Annotated in this window: 6 protein-coding genes; 1 reads left to right on the top strand and 5 read right to left on the bottom strand. The window is 59.4% G+C overall.

Features of this window, described 5'->3' with window-relative positions:
• Nucleotides 1–6 precede the first annotated feature (6 nt).
• From RIE53_12085 to RIE53_12065, 5 genes are all read right to left on the bottom strand, one after another.
• Complete coding sequence (locus RIE53_12085) at nt 7–1,401, bottom strand: GWxTD domain-containing protein (protein MEQ9105422.1); 1,395 nt, start codon at nt 1,399–1,401, stop codon at nt 7–9.
• 156 nt (nt 1,402–1,557) lie between these two features.
• Entirely contained in the window at nt 1,558–2,394 is an 837-nt protein-coding gene (locus tag RIE53_12080; GenBank protein MEQ9105421.1) for a UbiA family prenyltransferase, read from the bottom strand.
• 1 nt (nt 2,395) lies between these two features.
• Nucleotides 2,396–4,519 carry an Ig-like domain-containing protein gene (locus tag RIE53_12075; GenBank protein MEQ9105420.1) on the bottom strand — a complete coding sequence of 708 codons (2,124 nt, stop codon included), beginning with the start codon at nt 4,517–4,519 and terminating at the stop codon, nt 2,396–2,398.
• A 190-nt stretch (nt 4,520–4,709) separates the two neighbouring features.
• Nucleotides 4,710–6,833, bottom strand: coding sequence for a CHRD domain-containing protein (locus RIE53_12070; protein ID MEQ9105419.1), 2,124 nt, complete (start codon nt 6,831–6,833; stop codon nt 4,710–4,712).
• Nucleotides 6,834–6,972: 139 nt separating this feature from the next.
• Complete coding sequence (locus RIE53_12065; GenBank protein ID MEQ9105418.1) at nt 6,973–14,169, bottom strand: T9SS type A sorting domain-containing protein; 7,197 nt, start codon at nt 14,167–14,169, stop codon at nt 6,973–6,975.
• A 450-nt stretch (nt 14,170–14,619) separates the two neighbouring features.
• Here RIE53_12065 and RIE53_12060 point away from each other — a divergent pair, with 450 nt between their 5' ends.
• A complete protein-coding gene (locus RIE53_12060) occupies nt 14,620–21,708 on the top strand; it encodes a hypothetical protein (protein MEQ9105417.1) in 7,089 nt (2,362 codons plus the stop codon).
• The last annotated feature ends 20 nt before the right edge of the window (nt 21,709–21,728 follow it).

The following is a 21,728-nucleotide window of genomic DNA, read 5'->3' as shown; positions in this document are numbered from 1 at the left end:
TGTGTTCTACCGCCGCAGCTCGTTCTGCCAGTCGGCAAGTTTACGTTCTCCGGTCACCGTTGAGTGGACCAGTTCGAACGAACCGAAGCCATCCAGATCGGCGAACACGAAAAGGGCCTGCCCTTCGCCCGGAATGTTGTTGTACTCCCAGAGTTCATACGGGGCGTAGCCGCGGTCGAACAGATGGGGTTCTATGGAGGTCGGCGCCCCGAACTTCAGCAGAGCCCGCCCACGGTCGGTATTCCACCCTTCGTCAAAACTCGTGGTGTACCGGTCATTGGCGTATTGGACCAATGCGTAGAAGTTTTCCTGGTACTCATTGATGGGTGTATTCGGATTGGGGTCGCGGGCACCCCAGAAATCCATGAAAAAGCGCCGTTTCTCGTCGAGGTCCCGGATGCCGCGCAGCCGCCGTCGTTCCGAATCGCTGGCAATCACATTGACGTGCCGTTCCATCCGGTCCACCTCCTCTTCGGACATGTTCGCGTACTGGCTGGCCTCGAAATCCGTCTCAACGGCCACGACCTGCTCGCGCTGCACGTCCGGATTGTAAATGAAGAACTTCCGGGACTGTTCGGCAACAGCCTCGTTGTTGGCATTCAGCACCGCAATACGCAGGAAATAGGATCCGCTGGGAAGCGTCCGGATGTTGAATGAACCCACGACAACGTCGGGGGACCGGAGCGGCCGGGGCATACGACGCTGCATGTCCCCGAGGGGCTGGGGCACATTCGCCTCAGCGATATACGAGAAGACCGTATAGTTGTCCGATGATGCGGCCAGCTGGTCCAGGTTGTAGATCTCCGCATACCAGAACAGGAAGTTCAGTCCGCTGCCATACAATTGATTGGCATTCGGACGGATGACCATGCCGTTCTTGTAGAAGGCATCTTCCCGGTCCTGGCTGGGCGTGATCTGGCTGGCGAGCGTGACATCCGATACCTTGACACTGCTTTCCTCGGAGAAGTCCGGCACGAGCAGATCCCGCTGCACGGTCAGGTCCGAATCCAGACCGGAAGGTCCTGCCGGGATCGTGACACGCAGTTCATATTCCCCCGGAGGTATGGCCGCACGGACCTGGTGCACGAAGTGCTGTCCCTCGGCCAGGCCCGTCGTATCCGGAACCACGAATGACAAGGACGTCTCCTCCGACCAGACAGGTTCCGTTGGCGTGCCATCCAACTGGGCCTGGGTAGAGCGAACGACCGCCATCTGGACGGGCAATTCGGCCATGAATCCGTTCTCCGTTCCCACGTATTGCAACGTGGCAGCTTCGAACGCGAAGTACATTTCGACCAGTGACGACTCCCCGTCGAACGCAAACGCAGCATGGTCCACATCAATCTGGACCGGTGTCTGAGCCAGGACCGGAGCCGAGGCCGGGAATAGCAGTGCCGTCAAGAAGAGGGCGGTTAGAAGAAATCGCATCGGATGAGCTTGAAAGGTGGCGGGGCAAAAGCTGGAGAAAGCCCTGATATCAGAGGGGCTCAGTATCGGAAAGAAGTCACACAGAATACGGTCCGGACACCTGTTCCGTCCGTTTGTACCGGTGAATGGTCAATTCGCTCCCATAAATAGTGCAGGAACGACGGGCCACATGACCATCAGGTCGAGAACGAATATCACCGATCCCGTGATGTCCCCTACCCTCCCAATATACACGCCCATGGCGAGAAGGCCGATCCCGTCCGTGATCAAGATCCAGCGGACCCCCGACGGCAATACGACGAGAAGCGCCGCCGCCAACACGGTTGCCGCAACAACAGCCATCCACGTCCACCGCGTCAGGCTTGCACGCGTCCAATCCCGGGTCACGTTCTGCATGCCGGCCGTCCGGTCCCCTTCCCTTCCGTGGTATTCCGCAGCCAGGGTGTTGGGGATCAACCAGGCGGTGCGGTAGGCCGCCAGCAGGACCAGACTCGACCACGCTGCCCCCGATCCCGGTCCGGACTGCGCTGCGCTTGCCAAGCCTGGAAGCACCACCACGGCCACGCCCCACACCAGCGCCACCACGACGAACCGCGCTCGACCGGACAGCCTCTTCAGGCTCCACTGGCCCCACGGACCCACATACGCCAGCCCGATGGCCCCCAGCCCCAGGCCGACCACAAGGACGCGCACGGGCAACTGGAGACCGGCCCAGACCGCCACACCGGCCAGCACACCCACCACGATCCATCGTACCCGACCGCGTGCCAGCCACCAACGCTCCCGGTCCGGGTGATTCACGCGGTCCTCGTCCCGTCCCCATTGCCGGTCCAGTACATAAACCAGAAATGCTCCGGCCGCCGAAGCAAGCAGGAGCATTTCATCAAGAGGGACATCCAGCATTCGACTGGACGATACCAGGAGGGCTACAGCGACCAGCGCAATGTGCCACCCTGAGTGTGCCACATCATTTGATGAGGGTCATGGTCCCTGTGGCGACATGCGACCGCTCGGCCGATGTCACCAGGACCCGGTAGATGTAGATGCCCGATGCGAGATCCTCGGCGTCAATCCGGATGCGCTGGTTCGTGCCGGCGGAAAGTGCCTGCGACGGGACCGTCAGCATGGTCCGTCCCAACAGATCGAGCACCCGGACTTCGACATCGGCCGCTTCCGGCAGGTCAAATTCAATGCTGGTTGTCGGATTGAAGGGATTCGGATAGTTGCCGCGCAGCAGGAACTGCTCCGGGACCGTCGAATCCTCGTCGGTATTCGTGACCGTGCCCCGAACGAGCGTAATGGACGAGGTGGCACCCGATGAGAGTGCCGCACCGTCCGTGGTGACCAAGCGGTAGTGGGCGTCAGCCGATCCACCAAGTTGGGTAGCACCGATAATCCGGTCCACCAACTGCGCTGCATCGTCCACCGTTACGGCGACCGTACCATTGGGGGTAACCGATACATCCCAGGACGACAGGACCTCCCCGAAGCCGGCGTCTGCCGCGACCTGGAGGATCAACCGGGTAGCGTCGCCATCGGGATCGGAGGCTTGTCCGGCCCACGTGGCCGTATACAGCTCATCCGATGGACTTCCGGTGACCGAAGCACTCGACGGCACCGCCACATCCAACGAGGTCGGTGCGGTATTGTCGTCCGGGGCGAGCTGCGCCCGCAGTTCCCCTTCCAGATTGTCCACCGTCCGGACGGATACAAAAACGTCTCCGGCACGAAGCGCCGCCACGAACGTGGCCATGGACTCGCCGCTCGGATAGGTCAATGATGTCAAATCAATGACATTGTTGTTGAACGTGGCACTCCGTGCGCTGGCATCTCCTCCGGGGAAAGTCGGCGTAAGAGCGGTCACACTGGCTCCGGCTTCCAGGAAGGCACCGATGCCGAGTTGGGACACCGCGTGCAGGGAGCCGATACCCGTGAACTCACCATCAATGACCAATTCATTGTCATCGGGAATGAACGTCGAAGAAATGAATCCGGAGGCCTGTCCCGATACCATCGTGGTGGAGTTCAGTCCGGAGAGTTCACCGTAAAACGATTCAACGGCCCGGACCCGGATGGTAAACGCGGGGGCGTTGACAAACACGGTGCCATCAGAAACGGCAACAATCACCTCAAACTCACCGGTTTCCGTGGCAGCCCAGACAAAATCACCTGTCGTAGCGTCCAGAATGACGCCGGACGGTCCCGAAACGAGGGAATACGTCAACAGATCATTCTCGCCGTCGGTCGCCGTGAAGTCACCGATGACCGTGCCCCCCTGGTTCACTTCCACATTCTCCATGAATGCCGTGAAGACGGGCGCGTCATTGACCGGATTGATCGTGATGGCGACCAGACCGATATCGGTATCCGCACCGTCCGAAACCGTGTAGGTAAACGAGTCGCTGGTGGTCTCCGATCCATTATGCGTGTAGGTGAAGGACCCATCGGCATTCAGGGTCAGCGTACCATTGGATACGTTGCTGGCAACCGTGGCCGTCAAGGCGTCGCCGTCGGCATCGGTATCGTTGGCCAGCACACCCTGCGCGGCCAATACCACGAGCGTCGCTCCTTCGTCAAGTTGGTAGGAGTCGTCCGTTGCTTCGGGCGCATTCGATACACTCAACGCCGCCGTTGGAACGGCCGGCGAGAAGGGCACGTCTTCCGCAACACCCTGGGAGTTGTTTTTTTTCAGGGTAAACCCGGTCAACTCGATCGTACCGGATCCTTCAGCCTGGATGGTGACAGACAGGTTGATGAGTGTGCCCGATGCGGAAATGGCATTGCTGGATGATGCGAAGCCAGCCACTTTGCCATTGTTCGACACCACATTCCAGCCCGTCGATGCGCCGAGTGTTCCTGTCGTGCTGTTCTGTCCCTCATTGTAGAGGAGATTCGATCCGGTCACGTTGACCGAAAACGAGAAGCTGTTGAAACCGTCCGTCGACTCCACACCCGACAGGTCGACGGGGACCAGGACCGTTTCTCCTATTCCTCCACTGATGGGCCCGAAGTCAATGACAACGGTCTGACCCGATGCCGGCAGGACAAAAAGAAGGAGGAGTAAACACGTGGACAGTATCGTTTTGATCATAGATGGGCCTGATGACTTATGGTTTGCAAATTGGCGCTTGCAAAGGGGGAGCTGGTTCAATATACGGTCCACCTCCCCATTTGCTCCATGCACTTTTTCATCCACGGTCCCAATTGACACTACCATAAAAAAGGGGGGCGGGATCTGTCGATCCCGCCCCCCTTCAATCTGAACGATTGAGCGCCGAGTGTTACTTCAGCAGCGTCATCGTACCCACCTTGACACGGGTATCATTTGCCCCGGCCGCAATGACGCGGTAGAGGTAAATGCCCGAGGACAGGGCAGAAGCATTCAGTTGCATGGACCGGTTCGCACCGGCTTCAACGGTCTGCGACGGGATGGACATGACCTGGCGACCCAGCATATCCATGACCTGTACCGTTACGTCAGCCGTTTCCGGCAGATCGAACTGGATGGTCGTCGAAGGATTGAACGGGTTGGGGTAGTTGCCCTTCAGTGTGAACTCCGAAGGAAGCTCCGTACCGTTCTCCGTATCGGTGACCGTACCGCGCGTGAGCGTCAAGCTCTTGCTGGCACCGGCCGTCCAAAGGGATCCATCGGTGGAAATGACACGGTGGAATACCGTGACCTGACCACCGATCTCGACCACAGGCGCAACTTCGTCATAGATCGCTGCGAGATCGCCAACCGTTGCCGTAAGGCTGTTGGACGTACCGAAGCTTTCAATGCCGATGATCTCCGTGAACGACGCGTTGGCCGACATCTGGAAGATGTAGTTGACCGTATCGCCATCGGGATCGGACACCGGCAGCCACGTAACCGTGAGTGCTGGCGTCGAAGGATCACCGGTAATCGTCACAGACGACAGGGCAGAAATCACAGCCGATCCAGGAGCGGAGTTGCCCGCATCCAGGAGCTGACCGCGGACTTCGCCACCCGGGTAGGCGCTTGAGTGGACATTGACATACGCACCGCCGTTGCGGAGTGCGCTGATCTGGGCAGCCGTGGCTGCAGAGACGTCAATGGTCTGACCGAAGAAACCGTCGACATCGGGAGCAAGCGGGAAAGCAACACCACCGTTCACACCTACATCACCGATGTGGATGTGTGAAGCGGAGTACGTTCCAGCCAGGCCCTCGTAGAAGCCGAAGACATCCATGGTTCCCTGATCTGCAACCAGACGAACCGTGACGTTACCCGTGGCAACCGTAGCCGCCGGAGGTACTTCGTGGAAGCCAGCCAGGCGGGCTTCCAGCCAGTCCACGCGAACAACCGTGAGTTCAGCACTCGTCGACGTCGTATTGACACCATCGGAAGCCGAAACCGTGATGGTGTGCACACCACTGTTTCCCATCGGATCCAGTGTGTAGACACCCGTCGTCGCGTCGATGGAGCCAGGACCAGCCGTCAATGCGTATGTAATCGCATCGCCGTTGGCATCCGTAGCGTCATAATCGAACGTGAACGTGAAGTCATCTTCCAGGATTTCAGTGTCCGTCAGCTCAGCCGTGAACACAGGAGCAAAGTTGACGGCGTTGACCGTCAGGACACCCGTGCGGGAAGCGTATACCGGAGTTCCGGTGTTGAACGTGACGTTCGTAAGCGTCATGTTCGCTACGCCAGCCGTGCTGGTGGCCGTTGCTGCAACCTGGATGAACAATCCATCTCCCGTGAGATTCGCACCGGAGAAACCGGCAACACGGAAGGTGTTGGCGTCGACGGCAGAACCGTTGACCGTTGCACCCGACGTGATACCAGCGGCAACTACACCGTTTACTCCTTCAGTCGAGTTGATTGACATCAGGGAAGCGTCGTAGTTGAGATCGAAGTTGAAAGAAACCACACCATCGCCAGCAACAAGGGCATCCTCGAGGCTGATGTTGATCAGGAAGTCCTGGGAAACACCTGCGAAGGCGTTATCGACAGCAATAATGCGGTTGGAGACGGTGTATCCAGCGGAAAATGAACCTGTCGCTGCAGGGTCGCCTCCGTTGAATGCAAATCCGCCCAGTGAGAAGGTCCCGGAACCGGTGGTTCCGAGATCAAAGGTCAGATAGATGAGTGTACCGGACGTCGTGACGTCCGTGCCTTGGGAGAAACCGCCAACGTTGCCGTTGACCGTGTTGGCGCCGGTTGCGAAGCCGGCATTTCCCGAGAGCGTACCATCCGTACTGATGCCAGTGAAGCTGATGTCAGGACCCGTGGTCACCGTGAATCCGAATGACTGAATGGCGGTCTCGCCTTCAGCACCCGAAATGTCTACGGCTACCGTGGCCGTTTCACCCGGACGTCCGGTCACATCACCAACGGTGACGGCAACCTGGGACATCGCGGGGACAGCTCCGACCAGCATGGCTGCAAAAAATAGAGCAGCCGTAGTGATCGTTTTGGTAAAAGCCTTATGCATTGGATTCTCGCTCTTCATTGGGTTGATTGCCAGAGAGGAAGATGTAGGCGGGGCGCTTTCCGCGCCCCGCCCACTCTTGACTCATTTACTTGACCAGCATCATGCGGCCAGACTCGACGAGCGTCTTGCTCTCCATCTTGGCAATGACCCGGTAGAAGTACGATCCAGAAGCAAGCTGCGATGCATTGAGCTGTACCGAACGCTTCGTACCGGCCTGGATGGTCTGCGAAGGCAGCGCCATCACCTGACGACCCACCATGTCAAAGACATGGATTTCGACGTCTGCCGTTTCCGGCAGGTCAAACTGGACCGTCGTGGTCGGGTTGAACGGGTTCGGGTAGTTACCCTGCAGGGCAAACGTTTCTGGCAGTTCGACTACTTCAACCGCGTCGATGTTGGCAACCGGATTGTTGTTGACTGCGCCTTCTGCACTCAGGTTGAATGCAGGAGCACCGTCGACAAGCTGCAGGTTGATGGTAGCGACGTTACCGTCCGCAACCACATCACCGAAGCCTGCGATGGCAACACGCAGCTGACCGTCTTCCGATACCACATGCTTCACGATCCAGCCTTCGCCGAGGTTGGACTCGACAGAGGTGACCGTAGCGTAAGCCGGGTCAATCTGGGCCGTGAACTGGGCAGAGACCACACCGTTCAGATCGCCTTCGAGTACGAGCGGGATGGAAACCATTCCGGCCTCGCGGGCAATCGTTCCGAATGCAAGGTCACTTGCGACGAACTCATTGATCTCCTTCTTGCTGTTGAAGAAGGCGTCGAAGATCAAGGCAGCGTCGAACGGAGTGACAAAGCCGTCGCTGTTGAAGTCAGCGGCAACCTGCTGCTTCGCCGTCAGCGTCGTCAGGCCAAGGAAGTAATCCAGGGCAAGCGAGGCGCTGGCTGAGCTCGGAGCGCCGGAGCCGTCCAAATCACCAAGGACCGGAAGGACATCGACAGGAACCGTGATTACCAACGTAGCGCCGGACGCATCCGTTACATCTACCGTGACATTGACCAGACCGATCGTGGTACCGGCTGCATAGGCTTCGATAGCATTGATGGTGATCATGCCAGCATCGTCAATCGATACCGTGACATGATCTTCATCTGCTGAAGAAACCGCGATGTCGAACGGTGACGAACCACCTTCGAACAGATCGGTAGCCAACCCTTCACCAGAGTCACCTTCCGTCAATTCAACGACATCGGTGGCACCGGAGGCGATGGCCAGCGCATTGCTGACCGTCACATTGACAACCAGGGTCACGGTAGCGCCCGTGGCGTCCGTGGCAACCAGATCAACGGTCGTCGACCCGATGGCAACACCCGTGATGACGAGTTCACCCGATACGATTGCTGCCGTGGCAACAGCCGTATCGTTGGATGTAGCGGCGTAGGTGTACGGTTCCGTACCCCCTACCACAACGCCTTCGAGGGCAGCTTCATTCGTACCACCAACATTCACTGCTGCATCCAGATCAAGATCCGGTGCTGCTGCGAAGCCAGGAGCAACATTTACGGTAACCGTAGTCGAACGGGAGTCGTTCAATTCATCGGTCGCGACCACCGTCAACGTAGTCGATCCGATAGCAACACCTGACACGGTCAATGTGTTGCCCGCAGCCGTGCCAGTCGCGACACCTGTATCAGCCGACGTAATGGCATAGGTGTAAGCACCGGTACCGCCTCCGAACACGGTTGACAGATCCAGGTCTTGCGTATCGCCCGCATTGACTGCGACAGCTGCAGGAGCCGTGACTGTCATGTTGGACTCGAGACCCATCGTGAAGAGCACGCCGTTGCCGGAGTTCAGAGCACCGACTGCGTCACGAACAACCGTGACAGGATTGGTCGAACTGACAGCAAAGTTGTCGTTTGCTTCAGGCGTTGGACCAACCAGTGTCCAGAAGTTCGTTTTTTGCTCCTCTGTGATCGTGGCCTCGTTTGCGTGAGCCTGACGGCGGATCGTACGAACGCTCTCAATGTCCTCACCAACGAACTCTGCAAATCCAGCAGCATTCAGTTCGATGTCATAATCGACGGACGGCGACAACGTCGAGCTTGCCGTAATCAGCCAATGGAAATCTGGATATCGAGCGATCGTAAGATCCTCTCCCAGATTATCCTTTGTAGTCAACGGCAGGTTGTTGTTGCCACCAGGTGAGGTTTCAAGATGGTTCACGGTTAGAGTGATACCTGAGGCACCACCAGCCGCAATCTCATTTGGCTTGTTGAACGTGATAGACACTGGGCGGCTTTCGCCTGCAGTAGTACCGGTCGGGAACGTCATCCGATCCGCTGCAGCACCCAAAGCGCCACCAACGATCTCCTTTGTAACATTGCCGACAAGAACACCACCGTCGGAGGTGAAGCCCTGACTACCGGTTCCACCATGATCAAGGATCACTTGGTTGGTACCGGTTGTGAAGACCCCCTCCTCAAGAACGAGTGTACCACCGGTTCCAGGACCAGCAGCTGGAGCAGCTCCTGGATTACGGAAGTCTATGTCTCCACCGGTGAGAATCACTCCCTCCGGATTGGAGATAATCAACCGTGAAGCCGGGAAGTCGATGTCACCGGTTGCGTCGAGCGTCTGTGCAGAACCCGAGCCGTCCAGCGCGAGAGCGCCGCCAGGGCCTGAGTCAGTGATAGAGCCATCCGGGGCATCAGCATCATCGACGAGTACAAACGAACCCGTTACTGACAGTTCGTTGCCATTAACGTCGAAGGCAGCGTCAATCGTAGCATCAACAACCGTACGATCAGCATGAAGAGCGACATTAGCCTGCACCGACAGTTCGTTGACATTGACGGCGTCAGCTCCAGCGGCATCCGGAAAGACGAGGCTGTTGGTGGTTGCCAACCCGTCGAACATCAAGTTGACAGGGCCAGCTGGAGTGAATCGCTCGACTGTGCCGGCATTATTGTCAACAAAAGCACCAAGAGCAGAGACCTGCAACCATCCACCTTCAGCGATTGTGAGTGTGTTATCACCGTCGTCATTCTCGTCGATGGAAAGGTCGCCATTCAAGTCAAGCGTTGTGACAGCTACATCGACATTGTCGTCGAGCTCTGTGGCATCGTTGATCTGGAGTTCGGCAACCGTTGCGGGAAGCTCGTTGTCCGTCACAATAAGACCACTGGCATCGAAGTCCTCATAGATGACGGTCAAGTTGTCGCCACCGAACGTGGGCGTCTGCTCGAACGTGCCATCGTCACGCGTCAGAACGACACCGTCATTCAGCGTAACCTTCGAGTCCGTCAGGGCGCCTGCTTCGTTGGTCAGAACGGTTCCATCAAGAATCATGAATGATCCCGATACGACCATTTGATCCACTTCAGAGGCACCGTCGACGAGAGTGATTCCGTCATTGGAGCCGACGTCCGTTCCAACCGTAACGTCTACTGTGACATTTGGAATGGTTACGATGCCACCGTTCGTGTCAACTGGGATAGCAGCGGCATTATCCGTTGCATCGTTGAAGAACACGATGCCATCGCCCGCCATATAAGACCCCGCTGTGTAATCAAAGCTGGTCGTGATAACCAGATCCTGATCACCGAGATCCACGTCGCCCTTGGTGTGGACGTATGCGCCAAGGACAGTAAACGTACGATCCGTGGTTCCGCTCGTCGATGCGAACGTCGTCGTACTGACGCTGTTGATCGTCAGATCTGTGAAGTCGATATCAGCAGAAGCCGTCAGCGTCGTACCGAGCGTCTCGAACTCACCTCCCGTAACATCGGCAGCGAGCTCAGCATCACCCTGAAGCGAAAGCGTGAAGGTCGCGAGACCAAGAGCCACGTCCACATCAAGGAGCGTCAGAACGTCAACATCGCTGGACAGTGCTACCAAGCCGGAGTCGACCCAAAGATTGGGCACAGATGCACCTGCGGTACCAATGGTACCACCGTCAAATGCTATTGTACCTGTCGTTCCGAGATCGGAGTCCACATCGGCCGTAAATGCACCGCCTACCATGCGCAATTCGAAGCCACCCAAGTTGAGCGTGGCGGTACCGGCTGTAGCGCCGTTATCACCAAAGTCGACGTTGGCGTCTGAAATTACGTTGGTGGAAAGCGTGAAGCTTGCACCTTCGTCTACAGTGAGATTACCGGCCAAACGAGCGTCAGTGCCAGGGCCTGCAGTTGCTCCATCAGCATTCGACATGCCAAACGTGAGATCGCCATCAACATCGATGAGACCTGTGACTTGCTGAATGTTGGAGATGGAGACCGTACCCGTCACATTGACGTTCGTCAGCGTAGCGGCCACGGTGTTACTCGTAGACCCAGCAAGATCAGAGTCGCCGGAAAGCGTCAGATCTGCCGTAACGGTACCCGTTACGGAATGGCTGAGGCCATCACCGGAGAGTTCCAACACGTTCGGAACACCGTTTCCTGAGACCGTGCCCGCGATGGATGCGGTACCGTCTACCTCCAGGTCATCGTCGAGGTCTGCCAGAACACCAGTAGCGACGGTAAAGTCACCTGAAATGTTGACAGCACCTGACGAATTGAGGTTGATCGTGTTACCAGTTGCCGTGACGGTAAGATCATCTACATCGGTCGCGTCATACTCGTCTCCTGACGTGAATGGCGCAACGGCAATTCCTTCATACGTGAGATCGTATGAACCGGAAACCGCTCCCGTAGAACCGTCACCATTGAAGATGACGCTCGTGCCGCCAACGTTGATGCTGACACCAGCCCCGTCACCTGAGAACGCCAGTGTCTCGGCATTCTCGATCGCAATTCCGCCGTCAGCCAGCGAGATTTGACCGGTAATCGTGATGGATGCGTCAAGATCTACTGGCTCGGGAGCAATGTTTGCATTGTTCACGATGATATTGGTCAGCGTACCACCACCAATGATCTCCTGACCGGCAGCTGGAGCACCTTCTGCGGTTGCCGTCGTGGCATTGTCAGCCACATTGGCAGCGAACTCGAGGGCGCCTGTGTTACCGGATGCGATGATTTCAGAATTCGTCTTGATATCGACGACCGCATTGGTACCAGTGAGTGACACCAAGACATCTGTCAAATCAAGCGTTGCGTCGTTCTGAAGCGTAAGGTTGCCCTGAGCCTCAAAGCCGCCCACAACCATGAGCGTGAGCTCGTTTCCATCAACCTCAACGTCTGCGACCTGGGTGTTAGGTCCTGGTGAGAACGTGGCACCACCACTCGGCAAGCTGAACTTGACCAGAGCGACAGTTCCGTCACCGTCAGTATCAGTACCATCAAGGAGGCCGCCAGTGAAGTTACCCTGGATATCCAGCGTGTTGTCTTCACCCACGATGAATGCTGAACCCTGAGAGACGACTGTGTCATCAATCGTGAACGTTGAGACGGCTCCGTCAACACCAGACACATAGGAATTATCACTGATGCTCAGGGCACCAGAGATGTTCATGTCCCCGGTAATCGTGTTGGCGTCGGCGACAGAGCTGCCGTCGAAAGTTGCCGTTCCGGCTACAGTCAGGTCTCCACCGAAGTCACCAACATTGGACACCGTCAAGCTACCCGCCACGTCAACATCGCCAGCAAAGTCGGTGTTAGAGTTGATGATGACATCACCGTTAAAATCTGCGTCACCACCCGAGAAGTCTGGAAAGTCACCGCCAGTTGCAGTGGCAGACAATGTGGTCGTGCCATCGACGCGAACAGCGAAGAGTCCGGGGCCGTTTGGTGCCGTGAAATCAACGCCGTTGCCAGTGACATTCATGATTCCGTCTACGTCAACCACACCACTGATATCACCATCACCAGCAAGACTGAGGTTGCCACCAACATCCAGACCGACTGCACCGCCATCGCCATTGATAGTCAGGTTGCCGGCAATGTCAACTGTACCAGCCGGCGTGTCGCCGTTGATGACTACGGTCCCGGTTGATCCATTAATATCACCAAGTCCGCCAGTAAAGCCTGCGACATTGTCGTACTCAAGCGTCAAGGTTGCACCTGCACCAAGAATCAGCGTACCCGCGTTCGTGATGTCACCAGAAACGGTATTGGAGCTTGCGATGGTGAGACCGTCACCCGGAGCTGCTGCAGCAGCTCCCGTCAACAGCTCAACCCAACCATCAATTACGTCAACGGCTGCAGAAAACGTGTTTGCGCCTGAGCCAGCTTCCGTGATCGTACCAGCAATTTCGCCATCTCCATCAACGATGTTGATCTGGAAATTAAACGTAGCATTTCCTGCCGCTCCTCCATTACGCGAGGCAAAAGCAGTAACCACGTTATTGACCGTAAGAGATCCTGCATCGGAACGAATAATCTCTACATCGTTGGTCAGACCGAGTTCGGCGGGGATAACAGTTTCGGTGTACCTAACGGTCCCGGTGACTTCCATGTCACCCGTACCGTCATTAATCAGGTAAACACCGTTGGCCAAATCCAGATCACCATTGACCGTGATATCACCAGCGCCTGTGCTGGTAACAATGTCGGCCTGTGCATCGAGATCTCCATTGACGACAACTGAGCCAGCGCCGCCATTGGTAAATCCGTCGGTATCACCTTCAATGACGACATCGCCGTTGATTGTGACGCTGGCAGCCGTGCTGGCATCAAAGTCGCCTGCCGTAAAACCAGGGAATGTAATAGAGCCAGCGGCCTGAGTAATATCAATGACACCGCCATTCAAATCGGCCGGGAACTCGAGACCCACGGTGATAGACTCACCAGGAGCTGCCGTCGTGTTGGCAAAGCTGAAATTGGATTCCCCAGCAAAGAACACAGCATTGGAGCCCGACACGGCACCGTGAGTACGTGTTACGAGGACGTCGTCACGAAGCGTAAGTACTCCTGCACTAGCGAGCGTGAGCGTACCGTCCGCAAGGAACAGGTCATTCCCAGCTCCGCTGGTCACGAATGTCCCTCCGCTCGTAGCCAAAGTAATGTTTGGCTCCGATACACCGACCGCAGCACCGATGATAATGTCACCCTGTAACGTGACAACAGTATTGGCAATTCGGTTGGACGCCCGTACCGTGATATCGTCGCCGTCAAAGCCAGCGGCCGAAAAATCAAGGTCCTCTGCGTACGTACCAGCCTCGATGACAATCGTATCGCCGTCTCCGGCAATAAGGAGCGCAGCACCAATGGTCTTCTTCGGTCCAACTGTTGCGGATTGAACAGTTGGCGAAGAGCCATCAAGTGCGTCACTGCCCGTCGTCGAGACGTAAATTTGCGCCATTGACATGCTTGCCGTGAAGGCAAACATGACAATCAGCGCAAAGGCAGCTCTTGTTATAAGCTGTAGCAGTCTCTGCTTGTTCATGGACTGAGCCTCTCTGATTTTCATTCTTTGGAATGATTTGTGTTTAGGAGTGCCCCTCAAGAAGAGGGACGGGTTGGATTCTCAGGACTTCCGATGACCATCGACACGCAAAAACCGGCACGACGGAAAGAATTCCGTGCGCCGGAAGCGTGTTGGTGGGTGGAAGACATGAAGTTCAATAACGGTTTCTGATTTTCCGCAAGCGGTTTATAATCAGGTCTTTAAAACGCGACTAATGCCCCGGAAGCCGGGATTTCGCCACGTGTTTGCATGGTCTTGTACACATGGAATGCCCCGGATACCCAACTGGAAAGCCAGAAATATGTAACCGGAACACCCGTACTCAAGTGCTGCAATATCCGGAATCGGCACGCCGATCGCAAGAACGCCATAACAAGATCGTGTGACATCCGGCGTCCCCGATTCCCTATTTTGGGTCCCGCCCGGCCCATGCCGGGACCTCCAACCATCCGGTCCGCAATGACGCCTTTCCGATTCCTTCTGCTCACCTGCATTGTCCTGGCCATGGCCGCGTCACCGGTCCGGGCCCAGCAATGCACACTGTATATAAATGCATCGGACGGCGATGACGCCAACCCGGGTACACAGGTGCAGCCCCTCCGATCCCTGGAGACCGGATTCACGCGTGCATCCGATGGCCAGATCGTGTGCGTGGCCGGCGGGGAATACTTCCTGGGGCCGGACGGGGACGGGGTCCTGATGACAGGAGCCGGCAAGAATGTGGATTTCGTGCTGGAGTCCTTTGCGGGCAACGACGAAATCCGCGTGTCCGAGCGCTTCCTGGCCATCGACAACCCCGGAGGGACGGTCCGCTTCCTGTCGGGCACCGCATCGCGGCTGGTCCTCGGGACCGGCATCCTGAACACTCCGGGATCCGGACGGGATGGCGTTCTCCGCAGCCTGGAACTGCGGGCGGGCACCCTCGATGTGCAGTCCGTATCCCTGGTTCTGGAAGATGCGGTGGGACGGATTGCCTCCGCTGAGGCCCGAATCCGCTTTGCAGAGGGTATGCTGATCGGCCAACCCGTGTACTCGCCGAGCCAGACGATGCGCCGCGTGGTCCTGGACGGTGCCAATCCCGACCTGACCATCACAGAAGGCCTTCTGCCGGAATCCATGGCCCTGCAGATCGCACATGGAGGCGCCGTCCGGCTGGATGCAGCCATCGCGTTGGACCCGGCCCTGCTAACGGTCGGTGGATCCGGTCGGACGGACTTCCTGGATACCGTCACGTTCACCGGTTCGGCGGTGGCGGCACCGCTGGAGCCCGGGTTCACAGGCGAATTGCGTTTTGACACGGAGTTGGTACTGACGCGAACCGCTTCCGTCTCCTTCGGCAGCCCGACAGGTGGGGATGGAGGAGGTGGAAGTGGGGGTGGAGCCGGTTCAATCAATGTGAACCGGCTGGTTTTCGGTGCACAGAACGCTGAAATCACTTTCCTGACCGCCAATGCGGCCATTGCCGGCTTCGACGACGCCACCTCCAGCGGAAAACTGACATTGGCTGGCACCATGACGCGCATTGGGACCGCGGGCGCAACCACCCAGCTGCCCCGAACGGTCACCATCCAAGCCCAGACAACGCCCCAGGGCCCTGTGCAGGTTACGGGATTGCTCCAGGTACAGGAGCAGGGCCACGTGAGCGCCGATGGGGCAAGTGCAGCCATCCGGTCAGGGTCTTACCTGGCCACCCCCCTCCTTTTTGCCCTGGACGGGAGTGAGATCCTGAATGAGGGGGCTATTGACGGACTGACCATCCAGGCGGGCCCGACCGCCACGGATACCGCCATATTGGCCGGGAATGGCCATTTCGGTCTGCTGGACGTCCCGGCTGGCGGCCACACAACCCTGGGGGCGGCCGCGAGCCTTTCGGCCGACCGCCTCGCGGTCGGCGGCCGGCTCGCGGCCGCCCCCACCGCCGAGTTGACCCTCCATGACGCGGCGAACATCGAAACCGGAGCCGAACTGGATGATTTTGCAGGCACCCTCCACCTCGGTGCATCGGCCACCGCAGTGGACTGGGCATCGACAGCCACATTGCCCCGATTGACATCCGTGGCCTCGATGGGCCGCATTGCCGGTCCCGACCTGCTGACATTCCGGGAACCCGTCTCCGTGACCGGTGGGAGCCTCGAATTGGTGGCCCCGAACGGACTCTCCTTCCGGGACGGACTGGAGGTCCTCTTCGCATCGGCCGTGCTCATGAGCGACGTGCCGGCACGGTTCGGCGGTGTTGTTCGCCTACGGACCGCTTCCATCGACTGGCCCGTCCAGGGTATCGGTGCCGAGTCCGGGAGCACAATGACCCTGGATTCTGATATCCTTCTCGTGCTCCCGGTACTGACAATGGATGCTCCCGGCGGAAACGTGCAGATATCAGGAACCGTTTCCATTGCATCGGACCTCGACCTGTTGGCCGGAGAGCTGTCCCTCGAAAACAGTTCCAATCTGTACCTGAAGGGCGATCTGGTCCAGAACGGCGGCATCCTGGACGCTTCTGACGGTGCAACGATTACGATGGACGGTTCGGAGCCCCAACGCATTTCAGGCTTCCAATCCATTGTGCTCCCGTCACTGGTCATCAATGGATTCGAAGTGACCCTCACGGAGTCCGCATCCCTTGCGGGACGTCTCTCCCTGCGCCGGGGCACCCTCATGGTCGCCTCCGGGAGCACGATCAATATCCAGTCCTCCGTGGACATGAGCGGGGGCGTCTGGCTGGCGGAGTCCGGATCCACCCTGAACATCACCGGTTCCCTCACACAGTCCGCCGGCAACATCAGCATGACGGGCGTCTTCCTGCGACTGGCCGGGAATCTGGCGTCCGACGGTGGACTCGTATCCCTGGCGGACTCGGAGTTGATCCTGAACGGTCAGGGCACCCAATCGGTTGACGTGAACGGAAGCATGGACCTGGCCCGGTTGGTCGTGGAATCCCGGACCGGACTCGGTACCGGTCAACTGGTCGTCTCCGACGACGTGCGCATTCCCGGGACGCTGGATATCCTGGACGGTGCGGTCATCATGACGGGCGCGGGCCCGTCTCCGACCCTGACGGTTGGCGGCACCCTTTCGGGCGCAACGTTGGCGCCTGGAAGTGGCGCAACGTCCAGCACCGGCGCATTGTCCCTTACCGGCCCTTCCGGATCCGATGCGTTCGCCATCGAGGCTGCCGGTCGCCTGGGTGCCCTGCGCGTGCAGCTGTCCGACGACCAGACATCCATCCCCGTATCGTCCCCCGACGCGATCGTCCGGGTCGGGGGCGACATCGACTTCCGATCCGGGGGGTTGGCCATCGGATCGCATACCCTGTTGTTTGAGAACCGCCCGACCGTCCACCTGAACCTTTCGGACAACGTGACGGGCAGCGGGTCCGGAGCGCAAACCAGCCTTCCGGACGGTCGCGGATGGAGTGGCACCCCGTCGTTCGATCCGTCCTCGCGGTACAACCTGCGGTATTACGGAAGCATCCAGACGCTGTATGCGCCGGGCCTGGAATTCCAGTCCGGTTTGATCGATGACCTGGTGGTCGGAGCGGTCGATGCCTCCAACACCCCACCCGTTTTCGGCATCCGACCTGCGCAGGAATCCACAATTGCCGGTGTTCTTCGCGTGGAGAACGGTGCGCTGTTGCGCCTGTCCGGGGTGAATCTGCTGCTGGCGGGATCCGGTACCGACCATCGGATTGAAGGCACCATTGCGGGTTCCGGACATCTGGTCGTCCGGGGCGATGCCGCATCCCTCACCGGCGCGACGAATACGCCCTCCCGTATCGATCGGCTGCGATTGGAACCGACCGGGTCCGCTTCGCTGGTCAATATCCGCCAGGCGGTTGATTTGCATGCATCCAGCGGCACGGTCACGCTGTTCGGCGATACCCCGCTGCAGATTTCAGAGCGCTTCACGGCCTCGAGAGCGAGGTACACGGTCCGTCAACCCGTCCGACTGGGCGCAGGAATAACCGCCGCGCTCCTTTCGCTGGATGCGAGTGAAATCCTGTTCGGTGCCAACGGCAGCCTGAACATCGGTGGAAATCCGGACATCCGGGTTCCTGCAGGCAGTCGGATTGATCTCGAGCCGAGCACGGAATCCAGCATTGCGGACGGGTCGATGGCCGGTTACGTGACCATGACCCGGAGTGCCAACCTGGTGGCCGCCGGAGGAATCGCCCGGCTCCGCATGGACGCACCGGCATCGAGCGACGACACGCTTCTCGGATCGGACCTGCTCATTACGGACCGGTTCGACCTGGTCAATGGCGATGTGTTCGTGGGCTCCCATCATGTCATATTCGACGGTGCGAACGTGCACATGGACCGGGACGGCACTCCGGGGGATGGCAGTTCAGACGGTTTTTTCGGTGATCTCTCATCGCAATCCGGCCAAATGCGCTTCCTCGGTGCATCCCGACTGACACTGGGCAACAACCTGTCCTTGCAATCCGTGGGTCTCCTGGTGGATGCCGGGACGGACACACTCCGGGTTGAAAGCGACTCCGGGTCCCGGGTCATCGTATCGAGCGGAGCCCCGGTCGTGCTCCAGTCCGGCGTGCTTGACCTGGGCGGGAATGACCTGGAGATCACGGGCAGTACGGCCGGCATCCTCACGCTCGGCGGCGGATATGTACGCGGAAACGGGGTCGATGCCGGGAATATGCTTCTCGCGTCCCTTGACGGACAGCACGGCGAAGTCATTGTCAGCGGCGCGGGCAGTGCTTCCATTGACGTCCTGGCGGAGTCCCACGTGGACAACCTCCGTATATCCGGGCCTGTCCAGGTCCGGATTTCCGGAGGGTTCCTGGGCGTGGAACGCAGGCTGGTATTCGGTCGCAGCGGCGCATCGATGGTCGCCGGAGCCCCTACGGATATCCACTTGGGCGATGGGGCGTGGATCATCCGCCGCGGTACCGGCACCCTGTCGCATCCACTGACCCTCTCCGCCCCTCCCAACGTGTTCTACGACCTGGATGACGGCACACTCTCCGGCACGTCGACCGGATTCCAGCTCAGTGAATTGACCACGGGGCTGGAGTTGCCTGAAACGGTCGGGCACCTGGTCATCATGGCGGGAAACCATGGAACGGTCCAGCATACATTGCGGCTGAACAGCAGCCTGACCGTGTCGGCCGGACTGCATGTATTCTCCGGACGCCTGCAGGCCACCGGACAGACCATTGCCGTGGCCCCGGGCGCCACGTGGGAAGTGGAACAGCTGGATTCGGCGTCTCCGGGCACGCTTACGGGAGATACCGGCGGGATTACCGGGGGACCCGTGCAGGCCCGGGTCGCGGCACGCATCGGCCGACTCGACCTCGGCACCGCGATCCTGCCTGCAGGATTGCTGCTGAATGACGTGGACATGACGCTGGAAGAAACATCAGGGGTGGCCCCGTCTGTCCGGTTGACCCGCGGGCTGTCCGTGCGGAACCTGGCCATCCGCGCCGTGAGCGGGCCGGCAGGCAGTGCCGTTGTACGCCTGGACGGAAACCCGCTTCTGGCGTCGGGCTCCTTCAGTGTACGGGATGTCACGGTGACATCGGCCCAGTTCGCCACCATCGAGGTGCTTGGCGAGACGTTTCTGGGGCCTTCTGCCTCCCTTTCGGGCAGCATTGACCTGACCGCGTCGGGTCCCGCCCGGCTCGAAGGTGCGTTCTCCGGGCTGGTTCTTCGCGTGGCCCGGGACCTGGAGACAACGTTGCCCATTTCCCAGGCTTCGGAAGTGTTCGTAACAGGCACGGACCAGACCTGGCACACGAACGGAGATCCCTTGCTGGGTCGATTGCGCATGGAGCAGCACGGCGCCACGGCACGGTTGCGCGTACGTCGGACCGATGCCACACCGGTTACGCTTACCATCGCCGAGCAGTTGTCCCTGGACGGTGGGCGCCTGGACGTCGGGGACGGCCTGCTGCTGCTTCCGGGATCCAGCGGCGGGTTTGAACGATCCGCCGGGAATGGCCCCAGTCACGTGATTGGCCGAACGGGACGCCGCGCACCGTCGGAGACCCGGGAAGATTTTGTGTTTCCGGTCGGAACGGCAGACGCCTACACGCCCCTCACCATCACCTTTGCCTCGCCCCTGCTGTCAAGTACCGATCTGGTTGCCGGTGTGCGATCTTCAGAGGTGGTTTCGCGTGAAGGCCTGCCGGTAACGGCGTCCGATGGCCGCGTTCTGGTGGATGTTGGTCCCGTGGTCTGGACCCTGGCGTCCTCTGTGAACTTCGCGCAATCGCAGCCCGTCACGGTATCGGTGGCGCTGCCCGGTGTGATTGCCGGGCCGGCTGCCGAGCATCGCTTGCTCCGTCGGGACGCCGGGCTGCAGGGTGGATCCTCTGGCGGTGCGTCGAGTGGTTCGTGGGCCGCGCCGTGGACAGCACCGGGAGGATCGCCGATTGCCTCCTCCACCAGCTCCTCCCTGATTGTCCGCCAGATCGACGCAACGGGGCTCCTGTCGCAGCAGGGCGTGGAATTCGGGGTGGGGACCACCGAAACCACGGAAGCCGGCTCGGGCCGGATCGTCCTGGTCAACGCGGTGGACGGTCCGGCGTCCATGACGGTCGGCGGAGAGGTGTTTGAATTTGTAACCTCGCAGGTTACAAATTCGATCCGGGTCCGTCCGGGTACATTTTCATGGTCTGTGGGGTCCGAGGACGAGGGAGGAATGGAGGCGGGTGATGGCGGGTCTGTCGAGAGCCGGGAAGTGACCGTTTCGGACGGCGAGCAGGCCTGGTTGGTGCTGGCGCCGGGTGGCGATGGCAGTGCCGTGCCCGTTCTCGGTTTTGCTGTGGTAGAGCCCATTCCGGCATTTGCGGTGACTCCTGGGGACGGCACGGTGTCCGGAAGGCTCCTGAACGCCCGATCGACAAACGCAGAGATCGTGATGACGGAAGCCGGTGGCATGCCGATCTTCTTCAACGAGGGTGCGGCTCCCGGGGAATTGTATCCCACCGTGTCCAATCCGCCATTCAACCCGGAAGCCCGCCTCCAACACTATGCGGTGCTTGCCCTTCCCGACCACACGGGGGACGTCTTCAGCATCGACCTGACCCCGGCGTCTGGTTCCTACGGCCTGTTCATCGCCACGGACGGACGGCTGGACTTCGCGTCCTCCACCGGCCTCTTCCTGGATTCCTGGATTTCCACGGGCGTGGAGGGTGACAGTTCGGGCGACGGTTCCGCCGACGGTTCGGCCGATGGCGACCCCGCCAACCCGGGCGCCGAACTTCCAACGGAATACCGGCTCGGGCAGAATTACCCCAATCCGTTCAACCCAACCACGGTCATCCCCTTCGATCTGCCGGAGCCGGCCGCCGTACGTCTTACGGTTGTGGATCTGCTCGGTCGCGTGGTGGCCCGGCAGGATGCGGGCACATTCCCGGCCGGTCGGCATACGTCGCTGCGGTTCAGCGCGGACGGTTTGGCCTCCGGAACGTATCTGTACGTGGTGGAGGCGGCGGGAGCGGGCCGCGGCGCGGGCTCGGCCTGGCGCGCCACCGGGCGTATGATTTTGCTCCGATAATGGCGCGCCACCGGGCGCAT

It is taken from the genome of Rhodothermales bacterium (assembly GCA_040221055.1).
GTDB lineage: Bacteria > Bacteroidota > Rhodothermia > Rhodothermales > UBA10348 > 1-14-0-65-60-17.
This window is presented reverse-complemented; position numbering and strand designations above follow the sequence as displayed.